Raw genomic sequence first — 23476 nt, forward strand, 5'->3', positions numbered from 1 at the left:
CGGATCGGCGTGTGGGGCCGGGGCTGCAACCTCGTCGGCGGCTATGATCGATCGAGCACGACGAGCAGGAGAAACGTGGCGAAGAAGACGAAGGACGACACCCCGATCGGGCCGACCGGGCGTCCCTACCAGGGCTTCCCCATCCCCGCTCCGCTGAAGGCTCACGGCCCCGCGCGCATCATCGCCCTCTGCAACCAGAAGGGCGGCGTCGGCAAGACCACGACGTCGATCAACCTCGCCGCCGCTTTCGCCGAGTACGGGCGCAAGGTGCTCGCCGTCGACTTCGACCCCCAGGGCGCGCTGTCGGCGGGTCTCGGGATCCCGACGCACGACATCCCGACGATCTACGACCTGCTACTGGACACCAAGCGCGATCCGCGCGAGGTGATCGTGCACACGCATGTCGAAGGCCTCGACCTGATCCCCGCAAACATCGATCTGTCCGCGGCTGAGGTGCACCTCGTCAACGAGGTCGCCCGGGAGACGATCCTGTCCCGCGTCCTGCGCCAGGTCGCGGGGGAGTACGACGTCATCCTGATCGACTGCCAGCCCTCGCTGGGTCTGCTCACGGTGAACGCGCTCACCGCGGCGCACGGCGTGCTGATCCCGCTGGAGTGCGAGTTTTTCGCCCTGCGCGGCGTGGCTCTGCTCATCGAGACGATCGACAAGGTGCGGGACCGCCTCAACCCCTCGATCATGCTCGACGGACTGCTCGCCACGATGTACGATGCGCGCACCCTGCACTCCCGCGAGGTGCTGGAGCGGGTGGTCGAGGCGTTCGGAGACGATGTGCTGGAGACCGTGATCGGGCGCACCGTCAAGTTCCCCGACGCCTCGGTGTCGGGAGTGCCGATCACCGAGTTCGCGCCGGAGCACCCCGCCGCACAGGCGTACCTGCGACTGGCCCGGGAGCTGGTCGCCCGTGGCGCCGTCGCCTGACGAGAGCGCTCCCGCTCCGGACGCCGCTGAGCCCGAATCGGTCGCCGAGGACGCCTCCGGGTTCCGCGTCTCGCTGTCCAACTTCGACGGGCCGTTCGACCTGCTGCTGAACCTCATCTCGAAGCATGAGATGGACATCACCGAGGTGTCGCTGAGCAAGGTCACGAACGAGTTCATCGCGTATCTGCGGGAGCTGGGCTCCGATGAGGATCTCGACGAGACCAGCGAGTTCCTCGTGGTCGCGGCGACGCTGCTCGACATGAAGGTCGCCGGGCTCCTGCCGCAGGGCGAGCTCGTGGATGCGGAGTCCGTCGCGCTGCTGGAGGCCAGGGATCTGCTGTTCGCGCGGCTGCTGCAGTACCGCGCGTTCAAGGAGGTCTCCGTCTGGTTCGCCCGCAGCCTGCAGTACGAGGATCGGCGCCACGCCCGCGCCGTGCGGCTGGACGAGAAGCATCGCGCGCGCACTCCGGAGCTGGTGTGGACGCTCAGTGCCGCCGATTTCGGCACGCTCGCGCTCCTCGCGTTCGCTCCGAAGGAGATCCCCACGGTCGGCCTCGACCACCTGCATGCGCCGCTCGTCAGCATCCGCGAGCAGGCCGCGATCGTGGTGACGCTGCTGCGCAGCGCCGAATCCGTGACGTTCCGCGAGATCGTGGCGGGTGCGGTGGAGCCCGGGGTCGTGGTGGCGCGATTCCTCTCCGTGCTCGAGTTGTACCGGCACGCGGCACTGAGCTTCGAGCAGCTGGAGCCGCTGGGCGAGCTGACCCTGCGCTGGTCGGCCGAGCACTGGACCGACGAGATGCTGGCGACGTTGGGAGCCGACTATGACCGATGAGACCATGACCGATGACGCCGTGACCGTGGAGCTGCCGCTGACGGAGAAGCTCGAGGCGATCCTGCTCATCATCGATGAGCCGCACAGCCTCGTCTCCCTCGCGGCCGCCGTCGGTGCGCCGGTGCCGGCGGTGCGGCAGGCGATCGAGTCCCTCGTCGACGAGTACGACGGTCGAGGGCAGGGACCGCGGCGCGGCTTCGAGCTGCGCGAGGTCGGCGGGGGCTGGCGGCTCTACGTGCGCGAGGACTACGACGACCTGGTCGCCGACTTCGTGGGCGGGCAGGCGCCGGCAAGGCTGTCGCAGGCCGCGCTCGAGACGCTCGCCGTGATCGCCTACAAGCAGCCCGTGACCCGCAGCCAGGTGGCCTCGATCCGTGCCGTCAACGTCGACTCGGTGGTGCGCACGCTGCTGGGCCGCGGGCTCATCACCGAGCTCTTCCAGGACTCCGAGACCGGCGCCATCAACTACGGCACGACCGACGCCCTGCTGCAGAACCTCGGCATCAACTCGCTCGACGAGCTGCCGCCGATCTCCCCGCTGCTGGACGACGGCTCCGAAGGCTTCGACGAGAGGATCGCCCGATGACCCCCGCCCCCGCAGACCCGTTCGCCGCCCCTGAGGGCGTGCGCCTGCAGAAAGTGCTGGCGAACGCCGGCGTCGCGTCGCGACGCGTGATCGAGCAGTACATCGTCGAGGGACGGATCCGCGTGAACGGATCCGTCGTCACCGAGCTCGGCCGACGGATCGACCCGGAGAACGATCTCGTCGACGTGGACGGCACGGCCGTGCAGCTGGACACCGGCAAGCGCTACGTCATGCTGAACAAGCCCACCGGCGTGGTCTCCTCGATGAAGGACGAGAAGGGGCGGCCGGATCTGCGCCGCTTCACGAAGGACTACGAGGAGCGCCTCTACAACGTCGGGCGGCTGGACGCCGAGACCAGCGGACTGCTCATCCTCACGAACGACGGAGACCTCGCCCACGTGCTCGCGCACCCCTCGTTCGGGGTGACCAAGGTCTACATCGCGAAGGTCGAGGGCGTGGTGACCGCGCAGACGATCGCGAAGCTCACGCGGGGCATCGAGCTCGAGGACGGACCGATCGCCGCGGACAAAGCCCGTCTGCTGGACTCGTCCGCGAGCTCCAGTCTCGTCGAGCTCACCCTGCACTCCGGACGCAACCGGATCGTGCGACGGATGCTCGCGGCGGTCGGGCATCCGGTCACCGAGCTCGTGCGGCGCCAGTTCGGTCCGCTGCACCTGGGAACCCTCCCGGCGGGGAAGTCGCGCGAACTGACTAAAATCGAACTCGGCGCGCTTCTGACCCTGTCGCGCCAGGAATCCCCGGAGGACGACGCTTCGAATGCGTCGGCGGACGACCGGGGAGACGCGCAGGAGAACGAGTGAGCGACACGAGCAGGACGCCGAACGAGCGTGCCGCGCGGCTGTCCGGAACCATCCGGATCGTCGGCGCGGGGCTTCTCGGCGCCAGCATCGGGCACGCCCTGACTGCGAAGGGCGTCGATGTCGCCCTCGCCGACACCTCTCCCGCGCAGCTGCGCCTCGCGATCGACTACGGCGCGGGCCGCGCCGCGCGGGCCGACGACACCCCGTCGCTCGTGGTCGTGGCCGTGCCGCCGGATGTGACGGCCGATGTCATCGAGGCCGAGCTCTCGCGGTTCCCCGACGCGGTGGTCACCGATGTGGCGAGCGTCAAGCTCGAGCCGCTGCGCGTGCTCCGTGAGCGCGGCGTCGACCTCACACGCTACATCGGATCCCATCCGCTCGCGGGTCGCGAGCGCGGGGGAGCGATCTCGGCGCGGGCCGACATCTTCATCGGCCGACCGTGGGTGGTCTGCCGCGACGAGGAGACCCGGGCGGCGGACCTCGCGCTCGTCGAGGGCCTGGCTCTCGACCTCGAGGCGATGCCGCTCGAGATGACGCCCGAGGAGCACGACCGCGCGGTCGCGCTGACCTCGCACGTGCCGCAGGTCGTGGCGAGCCTGCTCGCGGCACGCCTCGCCGATGCTGAGGACGGCTCGCTCCGGCTGGCCGGGCAGGGCGTGCGCGACACGACACGCATCGCCGCCTCCGCGCCCGAGCTGTGGGTGCAGATCCTCGGCGCCAATGCGGCACCGGTCGTCTCGGTGCTCGACGCGCTCGCCGCGGACCTCGCCGAGGTCGCCGACGCGCTGCGCGACCCGGACCGCACCGGATCCCGGCGCACGGTCGCCGAAGCGATCCGGCACGGCAACGAGGGCGTGGAGCGCCTGCCCGGCAAGCACGGCCAGAACCGGCGCTTCGAGTCGTTCGTCGTGATGATCGACGACACCGCGGGCCAGCTCGGACGCCTGTTCGGCGAACTCGGCGAACTCGAGGTCAACGTCGAGGACCTGCGCCTGGAGCACTCCCCGGGCGCGCAGTTCGGTCTCGCCGAGATCAGCGTCACCCCGGCCGCGCTCCGCGGCGCGGTCGAAGGTCTCGAGGCCAGAGGCTGGCGGATTGCGAGCATGCCCGATGACTGACCCTTCGACGAGCTCCGGGACCGCGCCGCAGGCGCCGTTCATCGTCGCGATCGACGGCCCTGCCGGATCCGGCAAGTCCAGCGTGTCCAAGGCCGTCGCGCGACGCCTGGGCTACGGCTTCCTGGACACGGGCGCCGCGTACCGCGCTCTGGCCTGGCACGTGCTGGAGCGGGGCGACGACACCGCCGACGAGGCCGCCGTGCTGGCCGCGGCCGCCGACTTCCCGTTCGCGCAGGGGCTCGATCCGGACGACCGCCTCGTGCACGTCGGAGAGGCCGACGTGACCGACGCGATCCGCGAACCGCGCGTCTCGGGTGCCGTGAGCGGCGTGGCCCGCGTTCCGGCCGTGCGCGTGCAGGTGAACGACGCGTTCCGCAGGATCGCACGAGAGGCGGAGTACCCGGCCGTGGTGGTGGAAGGGCGCGACATCACGACCGTGGTGGCCCCGGATGCGCCCGTGCGGATCCTGCTCACCGCGGCGCCCGAGGTGCGTGCCGCGCGCCGGGCCGCGGAGCTGGATGCGGAGGACGCCGGTGCGGTCGCCGCCGCCCTGCACCACCGGGATGCCAAAGACAGTGCGGTGGTGGACTTCCTCACCGCCGCAGAGGGAGTGGAGGTCGTGGATTCGACCGACCTCGACTTCCAGGAGACCATCGATGCCGTGATCGCGGTGATCGAGCGACGTGCGCCAGGAGCGCAGCGAGGAGCCGAGAATGGCTGACGAAGAATACGAGGGCGGCGAAGACCGCCTCGCGGAGAAGCTGGACGCGATGGACGAGGAGCTCGTCGAATCGCGCGCCGCGACTCTGCGTGCGGGCCTCGACGACTACGACCTGGATGATGAGGACGCCGAGCTCCTCGCCGGCCTCATCGCCGGCGAGGACGGGATCGAGTACCTGCCCGCGCTGCCCGTGGTGGCGATCGTCGGGCGCCCGAACGTGGGCAAGTCCGCGCTCGTGAACCGGATCCTGGGTCGCCGCGAGGCGGTCGTCGAGGACACCCCCGGTGTCACGCGCGACCGCGTCACGTACAAGGCCGAGTGGATGGACCGGCGCTTCACGCTGGTCGACACCGGCGGCTGGGAGCCCGACGCGAAGGGCATCGACCGTTCGGTCGCCGCGCAGGCTGAGGTCGCCATCGACCTCAGCGACGTGGTGCTGTTCGTCGTCGACGCGATGGTCGGGGCCACCTCGACCGATGAGCACGTCGTGAAGCTGCTGCGCAAGAGCGGCAAGCCCGTCTTCCTCGTCGCGAACAAGATCGACGACGCCCGGCAGGAGCCCGAGGCTGCGGCGCTCTGGAACCTCGGCCTCGGCGAGCCGTATCCCGTGTCCGCGATCCACGGACGCGGCGTCGCCGACCTGCTCGACGCGATCATGGAGAAGCTGCCCGAGGTCTCCGCCGTCGCCAAGGGCGAGATCGGCGGACCGCGCCGCGTGGCGATCCTGGGCCGTCCGAACGTGGGCAAGTCCTCGCTGCTGAACAAGGCGGCGGGCGAGGAACGCGTCGTCGTCAACGACCTCGCCGGCACCACGCGCGATCCCGTGGACGAGATCGTGGAGCTGGGCGGCAAGCTGTGGCGCTTCGTGGACACGGCCGGTATCCGCCGCCGCGTACACCTGCAGCAGGGTGCGGACTTCTACGCCTCACTGCGCACGTCGACGGCGCTGGAGAAGGCCGAAGTCGCCGTCGTCGTGCTCGACGTGAGTCAGTCGATCAGCGTGCAGGATCTGAACATCATCGACATGGTGCTCGAGTCGGGCCGGGCCCTCGTGCTCGCGTTCAACAAGTGGGACCGCCTGTTCGACGACGACATGGAGAACCAGGACCGTCGCCGGTATCTGGAGCGCGAGATCGAGCAGGACCTGGCGCACGTCGCCTGGGCGCCGCGCGTGAACATCTCGGCGAAGACCGGCCGGCACCTGGACAAGCTGGTCCCGGCGCTGGAGACGGCGCTGGAGAACTGGGACCGCCGCATTCCGACGGGCAAGTTCAACGCGTTCCTCACCGAGCTTGTCGCCGCCCACCCGCACCCGCTGCGGGGCGGCAAGCAGCCCAGGATCCTCTTCGGCACGCAGGCGACCACGCGTCCGCCGACATTCGTGCTGTTCACGACCGGGTTCCTCGACCCGGGCTACCGCCGGTTCATCCAGCGGCGCCTGCGCGAGCTCTACGACTTCGAGGGCACCCCGATCGTGATCAACATGCGGGTGCGCGAGCGCCGGCAGCGCTGAGGGACACGGCGCCGACTTCCGAGTCGGCGCCGTTCCTGTCCGGTCAGCCCTGACGCGCGGCGCGCACCATCGCGGTGCGGTCGGGCTCGGTGAATCCGAACTGACGATAGAGGCCGTGCGCGTCGCTCGTGAACAGCGTCCAGCGCATGTCCGCACCCGGGCCGTCGTCGATCATGAGCTGCATCATGCGCTTGCCGAGGCCGTGGCCGCGGTGCGCGTGGTCGACGTAGACGTCGGCGAGGTAGGCGAACCCGACGCCGTCCGAGACCGCGCGGGCGAAACCCACCTGCTCGCCGGTGTCGGCGCGATAGACGCCGACGACGCGCCATGCGTTCGCGAGCTGGGTCTCGACGTCGGCGCGCGTGCGCCAGCGCCCCCAGTAGACCTCGGTCGAGAGCCAGATCCACACGGCTTCGGTCTGGATGCGGGAGGGATCGTCGTCCAGCTCGTAGGCGTCGTTCATGCCCACCATTCTCGCAACGGTGCGGGCGTGCAACGATCCGTCGCACGGAGCCATCGATCGGCGGCGTGTGAAAAGGTGGAGGAGTGACGATCGTCCCTCCGGAGCCTGGCGAGCCTCGCCGCCCACACGGTCCGCTGAACAGCGGCGACGCCTGGGTGGTGGCGCCGACGGGGGAGCGGTACTGGGGCAGGTACGGAGCCGCGGGGCTGCTCGCGTACGACCGCGAGCGCGGCGTGCTGCTGCAGCATCGGGTCGCGTGGTCGCACCACGGCGGAACCTGGGCGCTGCCCGGGGGAGCCCTGCATGACGGGGAGTCGGCCCGCGAGGGGGCGATCCGTGAGGCGCAGGAGGAGGCCGGCGTTCCGGACGGCGCCGTCCGTGCACGCTTCGAGAGTGTGCTGGATCTGGGGATCTGGAGCTACACGACCGTGGTGGCCGACGTGGTGGTGCCGTTCGAGCCGGTGATCAGCGATCCCGAGAGCCTGGCGCTGCAATGGGTGCCCGTCGATGAGGTGGATCGTCGCTCGCTGCATCCGGGCTTCGCCGCCGCGTGGCCGGAACTGCGCGCCCTGCTGGACCTGCGACCGGTGGTGGTCGTCGATGCCGCGAACGTCGTCGGATCCGTGCCGGACGGCTGGTGGAAGGACCGTGCCTCCGCGACGGCACGTCTCCGCGACCGGCTGGACGCCTGGGCGCGTCGAGGCGTCTCCGCCGATCGGGTCGCGCTGGATTCGACGCGCTGGCACCCACGGGTGGTGCTCGTCGCCGAAGGTGCGGCGCGGGACGTCTCGGATCCCGCCGACAGCGCCGATGTGGCGTGCGCCGTCGAGGTCGTGCGGGCTCCCGCAGCCGGTGATGACGCGATCGTCGACGTCGCCACCGAACACCTGGCTTCGGGCGACCGCGTGTTCGTCGTCACGAGCGATCGCGCCCTGACCGCCCGCATCGAGGCGCTGTCGGGCGAGGGAGATCCGGCCGAGGTGCGGCCGGTGCGCTGGCTGCTCGATCAGCTGGATGAGGCGACGCAGCCGGCGGGCGGGTAGCCTCGGCAGCCGCCGGCAGGGCACACGTCCGCGGCGTGAGTTCAGGCGAACATGACGCGGCGCGGTGCGTGGTCGTCGTACGTGCGGCCGATCGGACTCGTCCAGCGCAGGGTTCCATCGGGGAGCTGCCGAGCGGTCCAGCGGTGGCCGTCGTCGATATCGGGATGCTTCAGCGCGTGATGACCCCGACAGAAGTCGCTCAGATTGGTGATCTCCGTCGATCCGCCCCGGGCGAAGTCGTCGTTGTGATCGATCTCGCAGCGGCGGGCGGGAGTCTGGCACCCCGGGAAACGGCACCGCTGATCCCTTGCCCGGAGGAACCGCTTCATCGCCGTCGACGGCGTGTAGCGGTCGACCTTCGTGACCATTCCGGTGTCATCCAGGAACAGCCGGTTCCACCCGCCGGCCTCGCGGGCGAGATCCCGGGCGATGTCGGGGTGCAGCGGACCATGCCCGTCGAGCTCAGCGAGCCGGTCGTCCTCGCCGGCGAGCGTGGTGCCCGCGATCGTGACCTGCACGGTCGCGGTGATCCGACCCAGACCCGTGCCGAGCGCCTCGGAGGGCGTCGAGGCGAGCAGAAGATCGATGAAGGTGTCGGCTTCGATCTCACGGCGGGTCCGGCCGTCGGCCGCGACGAACTCGGGTCGGGCATCGGGGCCGACCTTGGTGGCTGCGCAGGTGTCGGTCTGGGGATCGTGCAGGTCATGGTCCGGGTCGAGGGCGTATGTTCCCGCTGCGGCGATGCGGTCGTACGTCTCCAGTCGAGGGTCGTCGGGGAGGAGATCCTCGGGGAGCGGGAACTCGTCGGGATCCGCGCCCGCGAAGCGCTCCGAGATCGGATCGGAGAAGATCAGATCGAGATCGTTCTCGCGGCGGGTCCGCCCCGCAGCCGCGACGGCCGTCGCGAGACTGCGAAGACGATCCATGATCGCGACGGCATACAACTCGGGCAGCACCGCCGTCAGCAGAGCCAGACCGTCATCGAGGGGCCGGATCGTGATCTGGCGTTCGGACTCAGCCCTGGCGTGACGCTCCCTGATGCTCTCCCCGGCGAGGGTCGCGGCGATCTGCCGAGCGTGCGGTCGGGTGCGTGCGGGTGTCTCGTGCTCGGCGATCGTGAGTGCGGCAGTCTCGTACACCGCGAGCGCATCGGCATCGAGGAGCCCGTTGAGCACCGCCTCGCGGACGGGAGCGGCAGCGGCGACGAGCACACGGACGTGCTGCGCTGTGATCGCGCCCCGTCGCAGGGCGTGCCGCAGCGCGGGGAAGAACTCGACCAGCGCCGCCGCGTCGTTGAAGCCGAGTTCCGCGGCGGTCTTCGAGATGCGCCCGGCAGCGGAGTACTCCGCGATCATCGACCGGCGGATCATGTCGCGGTGCTGAGGGTCGGCACGAACGTCCGCGTCGAAGCGCTCGGCCCTGGAGGCGAGCAGCTCGGATGCCTCGCCCTCGAGTCGCGCGATCTCGGCCCGCTTCGCCACCCACGCATCCAGGAGCGCGCCGCGTTCTGCGGTGGGCGGGAGCGGGGCTTCGGTCATGCCTCCAGTATAGAACAAATGTTCGATGAACGGAAGAGATGCGGGCGGACTTTCTCCCTGATCAAGGGAGAATTATCTATCACCACTCGGTGCGCTGTCCGTCGTGCTCGCGTCCGCGCAGGCGGTCGATGTCGCGGCGCTCGCGCTTCGTGGGCCGGCCCGCGCCGCGGTCTCGGAGGCCTGCGGCGGCGACCGGGTCGCGCGGGGGAGTGCGGTCCTCGGCAGCGACGGCGGCGAGGGGTGCGCCGACCCGTTTGACGAGCGTCTGGCGGACGATCAGGATCCGATCGAACCCGCTGATGCGGATCCGCAGCTCGTCGCCGATCTTCACGGTCTGCGCGGCCTTGACCCCATCGCCGTTGAGTCGCACATGTCCGGCGCGGCAGGCGGTCGTCGCGGCGGAGCGCGTCTTGAACACGCGCACTGCCCAGAGCCAGCTGTCGATGCGAACGGGCCCGCTCGCCCACGGTTCGACGCTCATGCGAGCGACTCCCTGTCGCGGTCGGCGAGTGCGACGCGGGCGTGCGCCGGGTCTGGATCCTCGTGACGCAGTGCGAGCAGCGCTCCGGCGACGATCAGGCCCTGTCCGATCGTGTACGTGACCATGACCGCGGGGCTGGTCCAGTCGGGCATCGCCTCGGGCTGGAACAGGCGGAACGCGAGGATCGAGTCGCTGGAGAGGAAGAAGACGCCTCCCCAGGCGATCATCGTCCGGCAGCGGGCGGACGTCGCCGCCGTGCCCGCCAGAACGATGCCGTACGCGCCGACGGCGACGAGCAGGGATCCGGTGTGCGGGCCGAGGATCGCGATCATGAACAGCCACCAGAGCACGAAGACGACGGTCCACATCGGCAGTCGGCGCACGCGGAGGTGACGCAGGAACAGCAGGATGTAGGCGATGTGCGCAAGGCCGAAGAAGCCCAGCATGAGCGGCAGTTCGGGCGCGAACGCGAAGAACAGGCCGGCCTCGTCGCCCAGCCAGGAGAAGGCCAACGCCGCCGTCAGCAGGACAGCGGCGCCCCGCGGTGCCAGCGTCTTCCACGCCAGCAGGACGGGCAGGGCCAGCAGCGGCATGAGGAGCGCCTTGGTCGGCGTCGTGAGCGGGCTGTGCGTCGCGTTCGCGATCACGTGGATCGCCGAGACGACGATGTACGGCGCGAACGGCCACAGGGCGCGAAGTCGGGTGCGGCTCTGCATCCCTCCATCGTAGGAGTGCGCTGACGTGCCGCTCGCCGTGACCGGATCCACCCGTATCGCTATGCGGCGACGTTCAGGGCCACCAGCGGACGCCCCGAGCGCAGCTCGCCGACGACGGAGAATCCTGCGGTGAGGAAGGTCGACAGCGCCCCGTGGAACAGGTCGTTCGATGACACCTTCACGGCGGAGGTGTCGACCGGGTAGCCCTCGATGACGCGCGCGCCCGACTCGCGGGCGTAGTCGACGGCCGCTGCCAGGAGCGCCGCGTTCAGCCCCTGGCCGCGCTGGTCGCGGCGCACCGAGAAGCAGCTCACCGCCCATACGTCGCCGTCGTCGAGCGGCTCCTGCGTCGCGGCGACGATGGTGCGCGTGTACCCGAGCCGGGCCTGCGCCGGTCGAGGACCGATGCGGATCCAGCCTGCGGCCTCGCCATCGACGTACGCGACGATTCCGGGCGGCGGGCCGGTCGTGATCTCATCGCGCAGGATCTCGACCCGCTGCTCCTTCGTGGTCGCGTTCCAGTCCTTGTTGCGGAGCACCGGCCAGACGCACTGGCATGAGGCACCGTCGCCGCCTCCGGTGAGCGTCTGCTGTACGTCGTCCCACTCCGTGGGCGTCGCTGCCTTCGTCGTGATCGTGGTCATGATCCCGACCCTACGCGGCGCCGTCGACATCCGCGCCGCGCCCGGACCGCGCCGGTTTCGCGGAGCCCTCAGGAGTCGGCTACGATAAGGGAGTTGCCCGCGCTCCGGCGCGGTCGTCCACGGGCTGTGGCGCAGCTTGGTAGCGCACTTGACTGGGGGTCAAGGGGTCGCAGGTTCAAATCCTGTCAGCCCGACCGAGAAGGGCCCGGTAGATCTGAGGATCTGCCGGGCCTTCTGCATGCCGTCCGGAGGCCGAGGACCCGAGAAAGACCCCGGTTATCCACGGGCATCCGTGGCGCGGCGGTCCTCGGGCATCGTTAGGCTGGGTGTGTGAACTCGGCCGAACCACTGTGGATAGTAGTTCTCGTCGGTGCACTCTCGGGCGTGATCGGTGCGGTCGTCGGCCCTATCATGCAGCGCGTGTTCGGACGAAATGACCGCGCCATCGACGCTCGTCAAGAGTGGGTTAGGCAAAAGCTGCAGACCGTGTTCGGCATCGGTGACGAATGGGTATCGAGCGACGGACCGCAGGTGGCCTTTATGCGCCTCGTGCCCCCGCACGGCGCTACGGCTCACCACTACGACATGCATTCGATCAACTGGGCGGTGCAGGAGTCCGTCGACCTGATGATGCTCCAGCCGCGTAGGAGTGCATGGGCGCGGCAGTGGATATATGACTGGCATTTCACGCTCCAACATGAGTTCAACATCCTGCACTCATGGATGCACTACACCCGCGATCACGAGACGTGGATGAACGACGAGTACCTCCAGGCTGATCGCGCCTATCAGCGACGTGTCCGTCGAGTCCAAAGTGCGCTTTCGATCTGGGGCACGGGCCAATGGCTGACGCATCCTAGTTGGCGGATGCGTCTATCTACCTCACGTCTCGGCTCAAAGATACGGGGACGGAAGATGTTGGCTCAGAGACTTGCTCCGGCCGAGGTCCTCGACCATTCGTACCCTCGCAACTGTGACTGTGGCGCTAAAGGTCTCGCCGCATGGTCGGAGATACGCAAGGCTGAGGCGAAATGGCGGAAAGAGAATCCCGCGACTGACTAGCGCTTCGGCCTCTCGGTGCTTTGTCAGACTCCGCTGATGCTTCGGATGGGAGCGGACGGCGCGTCCGACTCTTGCAGGAACGCCGAGAACGCTGCACGGCGGGCGGTGTGGTCGCGCTTGCGCAGGTGGGCATAGGTCTTGTTGGTGACCTTCTCGCTCTCGTGACCCATCGCGACGGACAGCTCGTACATGGTGAGCAAGCCGGACTCCAGCGCCAGCGTGGCGAAGGTGTGGCGGAGCTCGTGGAAGTGCAGGCCCGAGAGCCCTGCCGCGTCGCACGCCTTCTTGAAGGTGCTGCCGGTGAAGCCCTTCGGCCGGAACGCACATGCGTAGTTGATCTTCGAGGGTCCCCGGGTCTTCCCCGGCCACAGGTCCGCCTCCAGGTTGTCGCGGTGTGGGTGCTCTCGGAGATACACGGCGAGGTCTCGGAGCAGTCTGTGGTCCAGGATCGGCACGTCACGTCTGCCCGCACGGCTCTTGGGAGAGACGTTGTCGAGCCCTTCCGACGTCTCGACGCGGTTCAGGCGCACCTGGATCTCGCCGGGGCGCAGGTCGATGTCGCGAATGCGCAACGCGCCGACCTCGCCGATGCGCAGACCGGTGAAGGCGGCTACCCGCACGAGCACGGGGCAAACCAGATGAGACGGTGCTTGTGGGCGTAGGACAGCACCCGCCGCCACCGCCTTGTATGTCTGGAGCACCGATGTCTCCTGCGGAGATGGTGACGGCGTGGCGGTTGCCAACGCGAACAAGTCCGCGCGGTCAAGCAACTCCTTCGGATGCGTGACTGGTCGAACGTGGAGACGCGAGAGGCCTCCGTGCTGTTTCGTTGAGCTGGCTCCCGCCGCCGCGGGCCTAGCGGAACGACGGTGACGGCTTCGTTGTCTGAGGCATGAGTCAAACTGTGCGTATGTGGAAACCGACCACCGAGTCCGAGATTGAGCAGGCGATTGCTGAGGGCAACCTGGCCGAGAATGTCCATCTCGACGTCAAGCGCGAAGTCGGTGCTACCGACTCAGGCCGGGCGGAGACAGCCCGCGACCTCGCCAGCTTCGCCATCCACGGTGGCGCGCTTCTCATTGGCGTTGCCGAGGACAAGTCCACACGGCAGTTCTCCCTCGAACCTCAGCCGCTCGAGGGCCTGGCGGAGAAGATCGAGCAGATTGCTTCAAACCGGATTGATCCACCGCTGTTCATCCGCGTCCGAGATATCCCGAGCGAGACAGATCCAGCTGCCGGGTACGTGTTTGTCGAGGTGCCTCCGTCGAGCCAGGCACCGCACATGGTCGACGGGCGGTATCACGCTCGAGGAGACCGCACTAAACGAAGGTTGACGGACGCGGAGGTCGTCGCCTTGCACGCAGCGCGCGAGCCGGGGGACGCTCTCGTTGAGAGGACGCTCGCGGAGTGGGCGTCGCGGCCAGTCCTCCCGGAAGGACGGGCTCGGGAGCACGCTCATCTCCATCTCGTAGCGGTGCCGTTGACTTCGATCCCTGCCGGTTCCTTCCTCGACGTGTCCCGCGCGCAGAACAATACGCCTGCGTTTGAGTTGGTGGCCTGGGCCATGCGGGAGCTTCCTGCACCGTTCCGCAACTTCGAGCCATCGCTTGGCGCGGGGACCAATTGGGTGAGGCGGCGCGATGGGTCGGCGCTGACCTACCTGCAGCCCGGTGTACCCAAGCTCGACGGGAATGAGCGCGAGGAGTATCTGGTCGACTTCGAGCTCCGCGACGACGGCAGCTTCGGCATCCTCCTCGGCCGTCTTTCTGACGAGATCCAGGCGTACATGGGCGCAAAGCCATTCGAAGTCATCTTTGACTTTGGCGCGGTTGGCTACGCTTGGCAGGCGGCGCGAGTCGCCCAGTGGATCTCGTCACACACCGGGTATCGCGGCTCCTGGGGCTTCGGATTTCGAGCCGACGGGATTGCCGGGTGTTACAGCTATCAGGTGAGCCAACGGCAGGACTATTCGGTGTCGAATCACCCGTATTCGGCTGACGATTTCCAATCGATTACGACAGCACACATCGCCGAGATCGAAGACTCGCCCGAGGCGATCGTCGAACGGCTTGCCGGCGGCCTCCTTCACGGCCTTGGGAGTTTCAGTGCATTCAAGGCGGTGGCGACGCCGCAAGCATAGTTGCAGGTCCCTGGAGCTGGAGTGGAGGCTCGCGCGGCTCATCTGCGCCAGGTCAGCCCGGAGTGACTAACAGCTAATGTCGTCTGCTGCTCGTATTGTGTCGGGATGAGACACCTGGCGCCGGCGGGCGAACTACCCCCTGCCCGTCCTGCGAAAGAAGCGGCATCCGAGATCGCTGGGATGGCGACGATGGCGGTGTTCTTCTCGGCAGCCATCATCTTTACCTTTTCTGGCAGCATTGACAGCTTCGCGCGAGCCATAAGCTGCCTCCCAGCGATGGGCGAGACCGTGATGCAACACATTGGGTGGGCGTTCGGGGTCTACATCCCAGTCCTGCTCGGCTTCTACGCGATCGTGATCGGTGGGCAGCTGGTTGGTGACGCGACAACAGCCGGCCGGACTCGACGCATCCTCGGAGCCGTCGCCGAGGCGATGACAGCTGCGCTCGTTCCGGCGCTTGCGATCATTCTTGCCACTTGTATTGCGGATCCGGCTCAGGCGGGCGCGTTATTCGTGATCGTGCCCGTCTCGGGTGTCATGTTCTTCCTCGCGACCAAACTGGGTGCGTTTGTCGTCGCGGAGCACGCCTTGCGCCTGGCGATGGCTGAAAGCTCGCGAGACGGGGCGCGGCAGCGATTGCGCGACCTCGGAAACAGATCGCGAAAGCCAGTCTGGTTGGTAGTCATCGCCAACACTGTCGCCGGTGGCTTGATCGGGACGGCTATCGCTGTGGCCGTCGTTCCTCGGATTGGCTCCGTTGTCGTGTTGTTCTCGCTGCTTGCGGCGATTGCATTGGTCTTGAGTGCCGTCAGTGTGCAAGGCGTTCAGATCGGTCTGATCGCCCAGGACCGGTCAAGCAAGTTTGCCGGATGGGGTCTTCCAGGGGGCATGTATCTGCTCGCAGCAATCCTCGTAGCGAACGTCTTCAACGGGTCGGGGCCCGAGGCCGGGATCAGCGTTCTCTCGGTCATGTGTTTCTGTGCAGGATCCGCATCGTGGCGGCGCCGCAGTCCACGATTCTTGGTTGACTGGACGCTTCGAGGGGCCGCGACCAAGTCTGCCGCGCAGTCGGTGGCCAGGACCTATGCGCGTAACGTGCGGGAGATCCGAGAGCTAGGGGCGGTATCGGAGCGGGCGGCGCCAATTACGTTCCCGGAGCGAATCATCATTGCTGTGCGCGCCTTTCGAGATGCAGCTTCTTTTGATCGCGGCTAGCGAACAGTCCTGGAGGTCGGCAATACTCCTCGAGAAGAGGTCGGTGCAGGAGATGGCGGACGCGCTGACGTCAATATGACGATGGCTCGACGGCTCCACCCCCAGCAAGCTGGTGTCCCGACGCAAGCTCCCAAGATGGATGGCAACGAATCGGAGGCGCGACTGAGCCCGGCTTGGACGACGATCGCGTCGCGGCGGACTGGCCGTTGAGACTCGTCAAGGTGCGTTGGAAATACTCAACGTTGCGTCCTTGCCATGGTTGCAGAGCAAGTTCGCTCGCCTTGCGCCGCTTGAGGCGACGCGAATCATCATGAACCACGCCCAAAGTGGCCGGTGAGATGCTGGACCTTTCGCGCGGGCGACGCCACATCATCGGCTCACCACGCGTTGGAGAGTGCGGATAGCATCAGCGCGTGGAGGAATCGGATTTCTACGGCATCCGCGGAATGAAAGAAACGGTCTGCCTAAGCCACATCACAGACGACGTGTTGCGCGACGCTCTCGGCGAAGTCGCGGACCAGTTCGAATGCTCGTTCTGCGAGCGAACGTCCGAGCGCTCCGAGGAGCCTTTCGCCGTCGCCATGGACGAACTCGGAACTCGGGTGTGGGACGTGGTCACGTGGCTGTACCAGTGGACGGATGGGGGCGGGGACCCGTGGCAGTACGACGATGAGTACGACAACACCTATGTGGTCTACGAGACCGTCGAGGAAGCCATTGATCCTGCGTACGCCATGCAGATCGTCGAATGTCTGATTGCAGCAATCAACTCTTCGGATTCCTGGATTCCGAGCGGCACTATCGACCCGTCGATGCTGGGCTGGCACGCCTACTCCGCTACGGTCCGAACGGAGAGCCGGTTCGTCGTCATCGGAGCATCCGATCGGCCTGGCTTCGAGGACGAACCCCCCGCGAGAATCGGAAGGTTCCTCGAATCGCTGCTCGCATACGTCGAGTCCGACCTGGTGGTGGAGCTGTCGGCAGGATCGAGGCTGTACCGCGGACGCATGACCGACGATGCTCGCCGTCTACTCGACGAGGTGCGCGCTGAACCAAGTACCCAGCTAGGTCCCGCGCCATCCAACCTCGCGAAGAACGGTCGCCTTTCCCCGCCTGGGATCAGCCTCTTTTACTCAGCCGATGACCCACAAGTCGCAATCGCTGAGATCGCTCTACACTCCGACTACGACGAGGCCATCATGGGTGCGTTCAGAACTACGAAGGCACTGAGGATACTCGACTTCACTCGGCCGCTGACGACGTTGCCGAGCATCTTCGCAACGGATCACGACAGTAGGAGACGATGGATGTTCGCGCGCTTCAAGAAGCACTTCACAGACATGATCACTGCCCCTGTAGTGCTCGACGGAAGAGAAGCGTTCGACTACACGCCCACTCAAGTCGTCGCCGAGTGGCTGCGATGGGTTCCGGTCGATCACATCGACGGCATTGCGTGGCCGTCCCATCTCACAGAGAAGCTCAACGCCGAAGCCGGACCAGGCAAATCGTTCCTCCAAGAGGAGGGTAACGACGACAGTACAGGCCCCCGGAATATCGCGCTGTTCTTTGGTCACGGCGCAGACTTTCAGTCAGATCCACCGACTACAGCCGAACTGGCTCGTGTGAATCAGCGGCATCCGACGCTCACGCTATCGGCAGATGACATCACCATGCACAGGGTTGTCCGCAGCGTTCGAGCGCAAGAGATCGAGCAGGTCGACGAGGAGGGGGGAGACGATCCCAATCCGATGTTCATGACTTCTGGCTGGTAAGCACGTAGCCACGTCCCTCGAACGTGACAGTCGAAGGAGTTGCTCCGGCCGGTGTAGTGACTGGTTGGACAGCAGTTGGAAAACCGTTGAAGTCGTGTAGGAACGGCGTGCGCGGGTGCGGGGACGAACGGGCATCACAACGGCTTTTGCCAACAGCCCGACCGAGAAAGGCCCGGAGACTCACCAGAGTCTCCGGGCCTTCTGCATGCCGTCGGCCGTCGGGGCCCGGCTCAGCGGACCGCTTTGCTCACGCTGCCGCGCTGTCCTGGTCGTGCAGTGCGCGGTCCGTCTCTGCGGCGATCAGGTCCGCGTTGATGTGCGCCCCGGCCATGACTCCGGCCGCTGCGGACGCGCCGACCTGGGCGAACGGATCGGTGACGTTGCCCGCGACCCACACTCCGGCGACCGTGGTGGCGCCGGCCAGGCCGCTGAGGACGCGCCGTCCCGCGCCGCCCGGCAGGTCCTCCAGTGGCAAGGCGAGCCCGTCGAGTCCGGTCAGGCGGGGTTCGACGATGCTCGCGACGGTGATCGCGCGGCGGGGTTCGACGCTGCCGTCCGCGAGGCGAACGCCGGTGACGCCGTCCGCGGCGAACTCGACGGCCGCCACCGGGGCATCCACGATTCGGATGCCGCGTGCGGCGAACCGCGCCCGCGTGTCCGCGTCGAGGTCCCTGCCTGCGGCGTAGAAGACGACGTCGTCCGACAGCTGCCGGAACAGCAGCGCCTGGTGCACGGATCCGGCTGTGGTCGCGAGGACGCCGATCGGCTGCTCCCGCAGCTCCCAGCCGTGGCAGTACGGGCAGTGAACGACGCCTCGGCCCCAGTTCTCGGCCAGCCCGGGAATCTCCGGGAGGATGTCGCGGACTCCGGTCGCCACGAGCAGACGTCGCGCGCGGGCGATCCGCCCGTCGTCGAGCTCGACGGTGAACGGCTCTGCGCTGTCGGGGTCTCCGGGCAGCACGGATGCCACGGTCCCGTGCGTGACACTGCCGCCGTAGCCGCGCACCTCTTCTCGCCCCAGGGCCTGCAGCTCGAGCGGGGCGATACCCTCGCGGCCGAGCAGCACGTGCACGCCCTCTGCCGGGGCGTTGCGCGGCTCGCCGCTGTCGATCACGACGACCGATCGGCGTGATCGGGCGAGGGTGACCGCTCCGCTCAGGCCGGCGGGGCCGGCACCGATCACCACGGCATCCACGATCTCCTGGGGCAGCTCCTCGGTCTCCGTCATCCCATTCCTCTCCACGTTCTTCCTTGCTTATCCGGGCCATTCGGTCGATCGCCGACGGGTGGCTCGGCCCCTCAGGCTAGGACGGTGCATGCCTCAAGCGCATAGAGTCTTGCGTATGACGCAAGAAGATGGTTCGGTGGATGCCCTGGTGCGCCAGCGCCTTCGCGCGCTCCGGGTCGCGCAGGGCTGGTCGCTCGACGAGCTGGCCGAACGCTCTCACCTCAGCGCTTCGACATTGAGTCGCATCGAGAACGGACAGCGCCGCTTGGCGCTGGACCAGCTCGCGTCGCTCGCGCGAGCGCTCGACACCACTCTCGATCAGCTCGTCGAGACGGACGTCGCCGATGTGGTGATCCGACCCACCCGGGAGGAGGGCGGACGTCTGCTGCGCTGGCCGATGCGATCCGATCCGAACCTGACCGTCGTGCGCCGACGCCTCGTCGACCCGGTGCCCGATGGTCCGACCGGTCTGCGCGCGCACGCGGGCAAGGAGTGGCTGATGGTCCTCTCGGGAGCCGTCACCCTGCGCCTGGGTAACCGACGGTTCCTCATCGAGGCGGACCAGGCCGCCGAGTTCCCCACGATGATCCCGCACGCGATCGGCGCGGCCGGCGGACCGGCCGACATCCTCGGCGTATTCGACCGCGATGCCCGCCGCGGGCACAGCAGGCCGGTCGGCTGACCTGCCTCGACCCGCTGCGCCGTTCGCTGTTCCGTCGTCTGCGCGCGAGAATGGCGGCGATGGCATCTCGGCAGGCGCTCAGCGAGGCGGAACGGCGAGTCGTGGCTCTGTGGGCCGCGGACTGCGCCGAGCGCGTGCTCGGTCTGTTCGAGGCTGAGGCGCCCGATGACGACCGCCCGCGGGACGGGATCGCACGGGCCAGGGCGTTCGGGCGGGGCGAGCTCGATGCGGCGGGAGAGATCCGCCGACGCTTCGTTGCCGGCCGGGCGGCGCAGGCGGTGATCGGTCCCGCCGCGGTCGCCGCAGCGCGGGCAGCGGGCCAGGCGTCCGGTGTGGCGCACATGGGTGCGCACGCCCTCGGAGCGGCGGCCTACGCCGCGAAGGCGGCCGGCCTGGTGGCGCCCGATCGCGATAGTGCGCGGGAGGACGAGGTCCGCTGGCAGCTCGCGCACCTCACCGCGCCCGTCCGGGCGGCGCTCGCCCAGCTGCCTGCGCTGGGGGAGGACCGGGCGGGGCCGCTCGGTGCCGGACTGCTCGCGCGCGGAGATCTGGCTGTCACCATCCGCGAACTCCAGGCCGCGCTGACCGCGACCTGACCGCGGCGCGCGTCACGCGCCGTTCACCGGTCGCGCACGTCGTCCGTCGTGAAGCCCTCCCGTGCGGCGCGCTCCTCGAGCGTCTCGAGCTCCTGGAAGAAGGTCACCTGCCAGCCGGCAGGGCCCTGCACGCGGGCGTTGAGACTCTGGAAGGGCGTCTTCACGGGCGGGGCGATCACCTCGGCGCCGCCGTCTCGCGCGGCCGCGACGGCCTGTTCGGTGTCGGCGACCTCCAGGGCGATCCGCAGCACTCCCGGTGTGTGCGGCGCCCCCTCGACGTCATCGATGTTCTTCGCGTGCGTCGGCGTCGCCAGCTCGATCGTGGCGACGCCGGCATGCAGGATCGCCACTCGGTCGTCACCCTCGGTGGCGAAGGCGAGCTGCTCCGGCATCCCGAGCACGTCGCGATAGAACCGGATCGCGCTGTCGAAATCGTCGGTCTCGATGATCAGGCGCAGCTGCCGCGGGGAGGGGGTGTGCGATGTCATGCCCCCATCCTGCACGCCCGGCGGGACACCGGGCCGGGTTCGTGCCGCCGGATCCATCGTCCCGCGGCCGTCGCCCCTTCCGCCGTCCCCGCCTCGGTGGGACCATGGATCATGGGGACGGATGTCGACGATGGCACCGCCGACGCGGCCCTCGCGCGCCGGCTGCAGATACTCGCGACCGAGCACTGGGGGCTGCTCGCCGCGCGCAGCACGGCGCAGAGCGAAGTGCTCACCCGGATCACGATCCACCTGACGCTCGTCTCCGCCGGACTGGTCACGATCGGGCTCCTCGGCCAGGCGTCGCACTTCGCGGACTGGTTCCCTCCGGCCGCTCTCGGGATCCTCGGCTTCCTCGCCGCCGTCGGGCTGCTGACGCTGATGCGCGTGCTTGTGGTCTCGGAAGAGGACTTCATGTACGTCACGGCGATGAACCGGATCCGTGCCGGCTACGCGGACGTGGATCCGGGTTCCGCCGCCTACTTCCTCGCCTCGACGCATGACGACGAGCTGGGCATGAGGGTGACGTACTCGTTCTTCCGGCATCGCAGCGGGATCGAGCAGATCCTGGGCTCGTCGATGATGCTGAGCGTGCTCGTGAACGCGACCGTGACGGGGATGTTCGTCGGAGGGATGTGCACCGCGCTCGGCGCGCCAAAGGTCATCGCGGTCGTGGCCGGCGTGCTGATCGGGCTCTGCGTGGTGGCGCTGGCCGTCTGGTACGCCGGCTTCCGTTACGTCACTGCCTGGCGACGGTACGCCCCGCTCAGCCCGAGCGAGGGACCGCCCCCGCACTGGGGTCCTTGGACGCCGGACCGCCTGCCCGGCGGGTACCCGCGGGGCGCGGCGTCCCCACGGCGGGAGTGAGCCCCGCCGACCACGGACGGGCGGCGAGAATCCGGTGTTCCGCGTGGGCGCGACGGGCATAGTGTTCTCGCATGACCGACGTCGCACTGATCACAGGAACCTCCTCCGGCATGGGGCTGCACGCCGCGGTCGAACTCGCGCGCCGAGGGCTGCACGTGGTCGCCACGATGCGCGACGTGGGCCGCGCGGGGGAGCTGCGGGAGGCGGCCGCTGCGGCCGGCGTCGAGGTCGAGGTGCGCGCGCTCGATGTCGTGGATCATGCCGCCGCCGCACGGCTCGTCGCCGAGATCGAGGCGGAACACGGCGGAATCCACGTGCTGGTGAACAACGCCGGCCGCGGCAGCGTCGCCACGGCCGAGCAGCTCAGCATGCAGCAGGTGCAGGATCAGCTCGACGTCAACTACCTGGCGCCGGTGAACCTCACCAAGCTCGTACTGCCGGGCATGCGCGAGCGCGGCAGCGGCCGCATCCTCACCATCACGAGCGTAGGCGGCACCGTCGGGCAGCCCTTCGCGGACGCGTACTGCGGGGCGAAGTTCGCCGTCGAGGGGTTCATGCAGTCCCTCGCCGTCGTCGCCGAGCGCTTCGGCGTCCGCGTCAGCGTCATCGAGCCGGCGGCGGTCGCCAGCTCCTTCGTGGCGAACGTCGTCCGTCCCGAGGAGGGCGGCCCTTATGCATCCCTCCTCGCCGCCTACGTCGCGCGCTCGTCGGGGGCTTTCGCGAACGCGCAGACCGCGGAGTCCGCCGGTGCCGCGATCGCCGAAGCGGTCCTGGCGGACGAGTACCGCTTCCGCTGGCAGAGCTCGGAGGCGGCGACCGCATTCGTCGGCGTCTCGCTCGCGGATCTCGACGGCGAGCGCGTGCTCGGGTTCACCCGACCCTGGATCGCGGCGGGCTGACCCGCCGGGACGGCGCGAAGTCAGCGCGTCCTGGCGACGACGTCGCGGATGGCGTCGATCACGATCACGGGATTGTCCAGCGGGATGTCGTGTCCGCTGTGCGTGTCGGTGATGTGCACCGTGCCCGGGACGAGATGAGCCTGAAAGGCCTGCGAGACCTGCTGCGCCTTGTCCACCGCCGCGCCGAGATCGCTCGGCGTCCCGGGCGGCAGCTGGCCGGAGTCGATCATCGCCTGCCACTGCGGGGCGATGAGCCGGTCGGCGGACAGCACCGTGAGCGGCATCGGCCGGATCGGCGGTGCCGTGCGGAGCTCAGCGTTCACGGCCTCGGAATCCAGCCGTTCGATCCCCGGATATGCGGCGATGTCCTCCGCGGGCACCTGCTGGGACGTCTGCAGCTGCGCGTACTGTTCAGGCGACATCGCATCGGCGACCGCCTCGGAGAGCGCGTCGACCAGCACCATCCCTTTCACCTGGTCGGGGTAGGTCGACGCATACAACCGCGCGATGCAGCCGCCGTACGAATGGCCGACGAGCACGAACGGGCCGTGCACGTCGGCGGCGGCGAGGAGCGCATGGAGGTCGGCGACTGCCGAGCGCTCGCTGGAAGGCTGCGGGATCGGATCCGATCTGCTGAACGCGTTCCCCTCGCGCACGGTGCCGGGGCGGTCGTAGGCGCACACCCGCGCGCTCTCGCCGATGCCTTGCATCACCGTGATCGGCTTGGTGTCCGTGCGGTTCCAGTAATCGGCGGCGGCACGCAGTCCGCCGATCAGGACGACCGTCGCCGCTCCGCTCCCGCGGCACTCGAGATAGATCCTGCGGCCGCCGCCGACGTCGAAGAGACCCGCGATGGGAGCTGCCGGCGTCGCGGACGAGGTGGTCGTCGCGGACGGCTGCGGTCGAGCCTCACCGGCCGTGCACGCCGTCAGCAGCAGAGCGAGCACGACCAGGGTGCAGACGCCGTGTGCACGGGGGCGGATACGCAGGGCGCTCGGAACTCTGCCCATGACGACGTCCCCTCGTCCAGCCCCCGTACGCCGAATTCTGGCACCGGCAGGCCGTGCTGTCGATGCCGCGCGGCAGCGCGGGCGGGCCCACTGGCGCAGGAC

The 23476-nt window shown here is 68.5% G+C and carries 25 protein-coding genes and 1 tRNA gene; 17 read left to right on the forward strand and 9 right to left on the reverse strand.

Going from position 1 to position 23476, the window contains the following annotated elements:
• Positions 1–75 precede the first annotated feature (75 nt).
• Genes ACFWCK_RS06235 through der form a run of 7 tightly spaced genes read left to right on the forward strand, consistent with a single transcriptional unit; the run spans position 76 to position 6533 of the window.
• The gene (locus ACFWCK_RS06235) at positions 76–939 is read left to right on the forward strand and encodes a ParA family protein (RefSeq protein ID WP_378805065.1); all 864 of its coding nucleotides are present in this window, start codon (positions 76–78) and stop codon (positions 937–939) included.
• Positions 923–1774 carry a segregation and condensation protein A gene (locus ACFWCK_RS06240; protein WP_378805066.1) on the forward strand — a complete coding sequence of 284 codons (852 nt, stop codon included), beginning with the start codon at positions 923–925 and terminating at the stop codon, positions 1772–1774. The genes ACFWCK_RS06235 and ACFWCK_RS06240 overlap by 17 nt, the downstream gene beginning before the upstream one ends.
• On the forward strand, positions 1764–2360 hold the full coding sequence (scpB, locus tag ACFWCK_RS06245; RefSeq protein ID WP_378805067.1) for an SMC-Scp complex subunit ScpB: 597 nt from the start codon (positions 1764–1766) through the stop codon (positions 2358–2360). Before ACFWCK_RS06240 ends, scpB begins: the two co-directional genes overlap by 11 nt.
• Entirely contained in the window at positions 2357–3181 is an 825-nt protein-coding gene (locus ACFWCK_RS06250; protein ID WP_378805068.1) for a pseudouridine synthase, read from the forward strand. Before scpB ends, ACFWCK_RS06250 begins: the two co-directional genes overlap by 4 nt.
• Positions 3178–4299: a prephenate dehydrogenase gene (locus ACFWCK_RS06255; RefSeq protein ID WP_378805069.1), complete on the forward strand. Its 1122-nt coding sequence runs from the start codon at positions 3178–3180 to the stop codon at positions 4297–4299. The genes ACFWCK_RS06250 and ACFWCK_RS06255 overlap by 4 nt, the downstream gene beginning before the upstream one ends.
• Positions 4292–5020: a (d)CMP kinase gene (gene cmk, locus ACFWCK_RS06260; protein ID WP_233309088.1), complete on the forward strand. Its 729-nt coding sequence runs from the start codon at positions 4292–4294 to the stop codon at positions 5018–5020. Before ACFWCK_RS06255 ends, cmk begins: the two co-directional genes overlap by 8 nt.
• On the forward strand, positions 5013–6533 hold the full coding sequence (gene der, locus ACFWCK_RS06265) for a ribosome biogenesis GTPase Der (protein WP_378805070.1): 1521 nt from the start codon (positions 5013–5015) through the stop codon (positions 6531–6533). The genes cmk and der overlap by 8 nt, the downstream gene beginning before the upstream one ends.
• Before the next feature lie 43 nt (positions 6534–6576).
• On the opposite strand, the gene ACFWCK_RS06270 is transcribed toward der, so the two are convergent.
• A complete protein-coding gene (locus ACFWCK_RS06270; RefSeq protein ID WP_378805071.1) occupies positions 6577–6996 on the reverse strand; it encodes a GNAT family N-acetyltransferase in 420 nt (139 codons plus the stop codon).
• A gap of 83 nt (positions 6997–7079) precedes the next feature.
• Here ACFWCK_RS06270 and ACFWCK_RS06275 point away from each other — a divergent pair, with 83 nt between their 5' ends.
• Positions 7080–8039, forward strand: coding sequence for an NUDIX domain-containing protein (locus tag ACFWCK_RS06275; protein ID WP_378805072.1), 960 nt, complete (start codon positions 7080–7082; stop codon positions 8037–8039).
• A 41-nt stretch (positions 8040–8080) separates the two neighbouring features.
• Here the strand turns inward: ACFWCK_RS06275 and ACFWCK_RS06280 are convergent, their stop codons facing one another.
• From ACFWCK_RS06280 to ACFWCK_RS06295, 4 genes are all read right to left on the reverse strand, one after another.
• Positions 8081–9577, reverse strand: a complete 1497-nt coding sequence (locus ACFWCK_RS06280; protein ID WP_378805073.1) for a DUF222 domain-containing protein — start codon at positions 9575–9577, stop codon at positions 8081–8083.
• Positions 9578–9656: 79 nt separating this feature from the next.
• Positions 9657–10058: an RNA-binding S4 domain-containing protein gene (locus ACFWCK_RS06285; protein WP_378805074.1), complete on the reverse strand. Its 402-nt coding sequence runs from the start codon at positions 10056–10058 to the stop codon at positions 9657–9659.
• The gene (locus tag ACFWCK_RS06290) at positions 10055–10774 is read right to left on the reverse strand and encodes a lysoplasmalogenase family protein (RefSeq protein WP_378805075.1); all 720 of its coding nucleotides are present in this window, start codon (positions 10772–10774) and stop codon (positions 10055–10057) included. The genes ACFWCK_RS06285 and ACFWCK_RS06290 overlap by 4 nt, the downstream gene beginning before the upstream one ends.
• Before the next feature lie 59 nt (positions 10775–10833).
• The gene (locus ACFWCK_RS06295) at positions 10834–11418 is read right to left on the reverse strand and encodes a GNAT family N-acetyltransferase (protein WP_378805076.1); all 585 of its coding nucleotides are present in this window, start codon (positions 11416–11418) and stop codon (positions 10834–10836) included.
• A 120-nt stretch (positions 11419–11538) separates the two neighbouring features.
• On the opposite strand from ACFWCK_RS06295, the gene ACFWCK_RS06300 reads away from it, so the two are divergent.
• Together ACFWCK_RS06300 and ACFWCK_RS06305 are read left to right on the forward strand one after the other, a co-directional pair.
• Positions 11539–11612: transfer RNA gene (locus ACFWCK_RS06300), tRNA-Pro, on the forward strand.
• Positions 11613–11748: 136 nt separating this feature from the next.
• Entirely contained in the window at positions 11749–12480 is a 732-nt protein-coding gene (locus ACFWCK_RS06305) for a hypothetical protein (protein ID WP_378805078.1), read from the forward strand.
• Between the two features lie 23 nt (positions 12481–12503).
• On the opposite strand, the gene ACFWCK_RS06310 is transcribed toward ACFWCK_RS06305, so the two are convergent.
• Positions 12504–13106, reverse strand: a complete 603-nt coding sequence (locus ACFWCK_RS06310) for a site-specific integrase (protein ID WP_378805079.1) — start codon at positions 13104–13106, stop codon at positions 12504–12506.
• 284 nt (positions 13107–13390) lie between these two features.
• Here ACFWCK_RS06310 and ACFWCK_RS06315 point away from each other — a divergent pair, with 284 nt between their 5' ends.
• From ACFWCK_RS06315 to ACFWCK_RS06325, 3 genes are all read left to right on the forward strand, one after another.
• On the forward strand, positions 13391–14620 hold the full coding sequence (locus tag ACFWCK_RS06315) for a helix-turn-helix domain-containing protein (RefSeq protein WP_378805081.1): 1230 nt from the start codon (positions 13391–13393) through the stop codon (positions 14618–14620).
• Between the two features lie 105 nt (positions 14621–14725).
• Positions 14726–15835: a hypothetical protein gene (locus ACFWCK_RS06320; protein ID WP_378805082.1), complete on the forward strand. Its 1110-nt coding sequence runs from the start codon at positions 14726–14728 to the stop codon at positions 15833–15835.
• A 413-nt stretch (positions 15836–16248) separates the two neighbouring features.
• The gene (locus ACFWCK_RS06325) at positions 16249–17607 is read left to right on the forward strand and encodes an RES domain-containing protein (RefSeq protein ID WP_378805083.1); all 1359 of its coding nucleotides are present in this window, start codon (positions 16249–16251) and stop codon (positions 17605–17607) included.
• A gap of 247 nt (positions 17608–17854) precedes the next feature.
• On the opposite strand, the gene ACFWCK_RS06330 is transcribed toward ACFWCK_RS06325, so the two are convergent.
• Entirely contained in the window at positions 17855–18835 is a 981-nt protein-coding gene (locus ACFWCK_RS06330; protein ID WP_378805084.1) for an NAD(P)/FAD-dependent oxidoreductase, read from the reverse strand.
• Positions 18836–18950: 115 nt separating this feature from the next.
• Here ACFWCK_RS06330 and ACFWCK_RS06335 point away from each other — a divergent pair, with 115 nt between their 5' ends.
• Together ACFWCK_RS06335 and ACFWCK_RS06340 are read left to right on the forward strand one after the other, a co-directional pair.
• A complete protein-coding gene (locus tag ACFWCK_RS06335; protein WP_378805085.1) occupies positions 18951–19517 on the forward strand; it encodes a helix-turn-helix domain-containing protein in 567 nt (188 codons plus the stop codon).
• A 59-nt stretch (positions 19518–19576) separates the two neighbouring features.
• Entirely contained in the window at positions 19577–20113 is a 537-nt protein-coding gene (locus tag ACFWCK_RS06340; protein WP_378805086.1) for a putative immunity protein, read from the forward strand.
• A 23-nt stretch (positions 20114–20136) separates the two neighbouring features.
• Here ACFWCK_RS06340 and ACFWCK_RS06345 read toward each other — a convergent pair whose 3' ends face one another.
• A complete protein-coding gene (locus tag ACFWCK_RS06345; RefSeq protein WP_378805087.1) occupies positions 20137–20601 on the reverse strand; it encodes a VOC family protein in 465 nt (154 codons plus the stop codon).
• A gap of 111 nt (positions 20602–20712) precedes the next feature.
• Here ACFWCK_RS06345 and ACFWCK_RS06350 point away from each other — a divergent pair, with 111 nt between their 5' ends.
• The gene (locus ACFWCK_RS06350) at positions 20713–21465 is read left to right on the forward strand and encodes a hypothetical protein (RefSeq protein ID WP_378805088.1); all 753 of its coding nucleotides are present in this window, start codon (positions 20713–20715) and stop codon (positions 21463–21465) included.
• 71 nt (positions 21466–21536) lie between these two features.
• Complete coding sequence (locus ACFWCK_RS06355) at positions 21537–22364, forward strand: SDR family NAD(P)-dependent oxidoreductase (RefSeq protein ID WP_378805089.1); 828 nt, start codon at positions 21537–21539, stop codon at positions 22362–22364.
• 20 nt (positions 22365–22384) lie between these two features.
• Here the strand turns inward: ACFWCK_RS06355 and ACFWCK_RS06360 are convergent, their stop codons facing one another.
• A complete protein-coding gene (locus ACFWCK_RS06360; protein WP_378805090.1) occupies positions 22385–23374 on the reverse strand; it encodes an alpha/beta fold hydrolase in 990 nt (329 codons plus the stop codon).
• Positions 23375–23476 lie beyond the last annotated feature (102 nt).

This window comes from Microbacterium sp. NPDC060117, from assembly GCF_042729315.1.
Classification (GTDB): Bacteria; Actinomycetota; Actinomycetes; order Actinomycetales; family Microbacteriaceae; genus Microbacterium.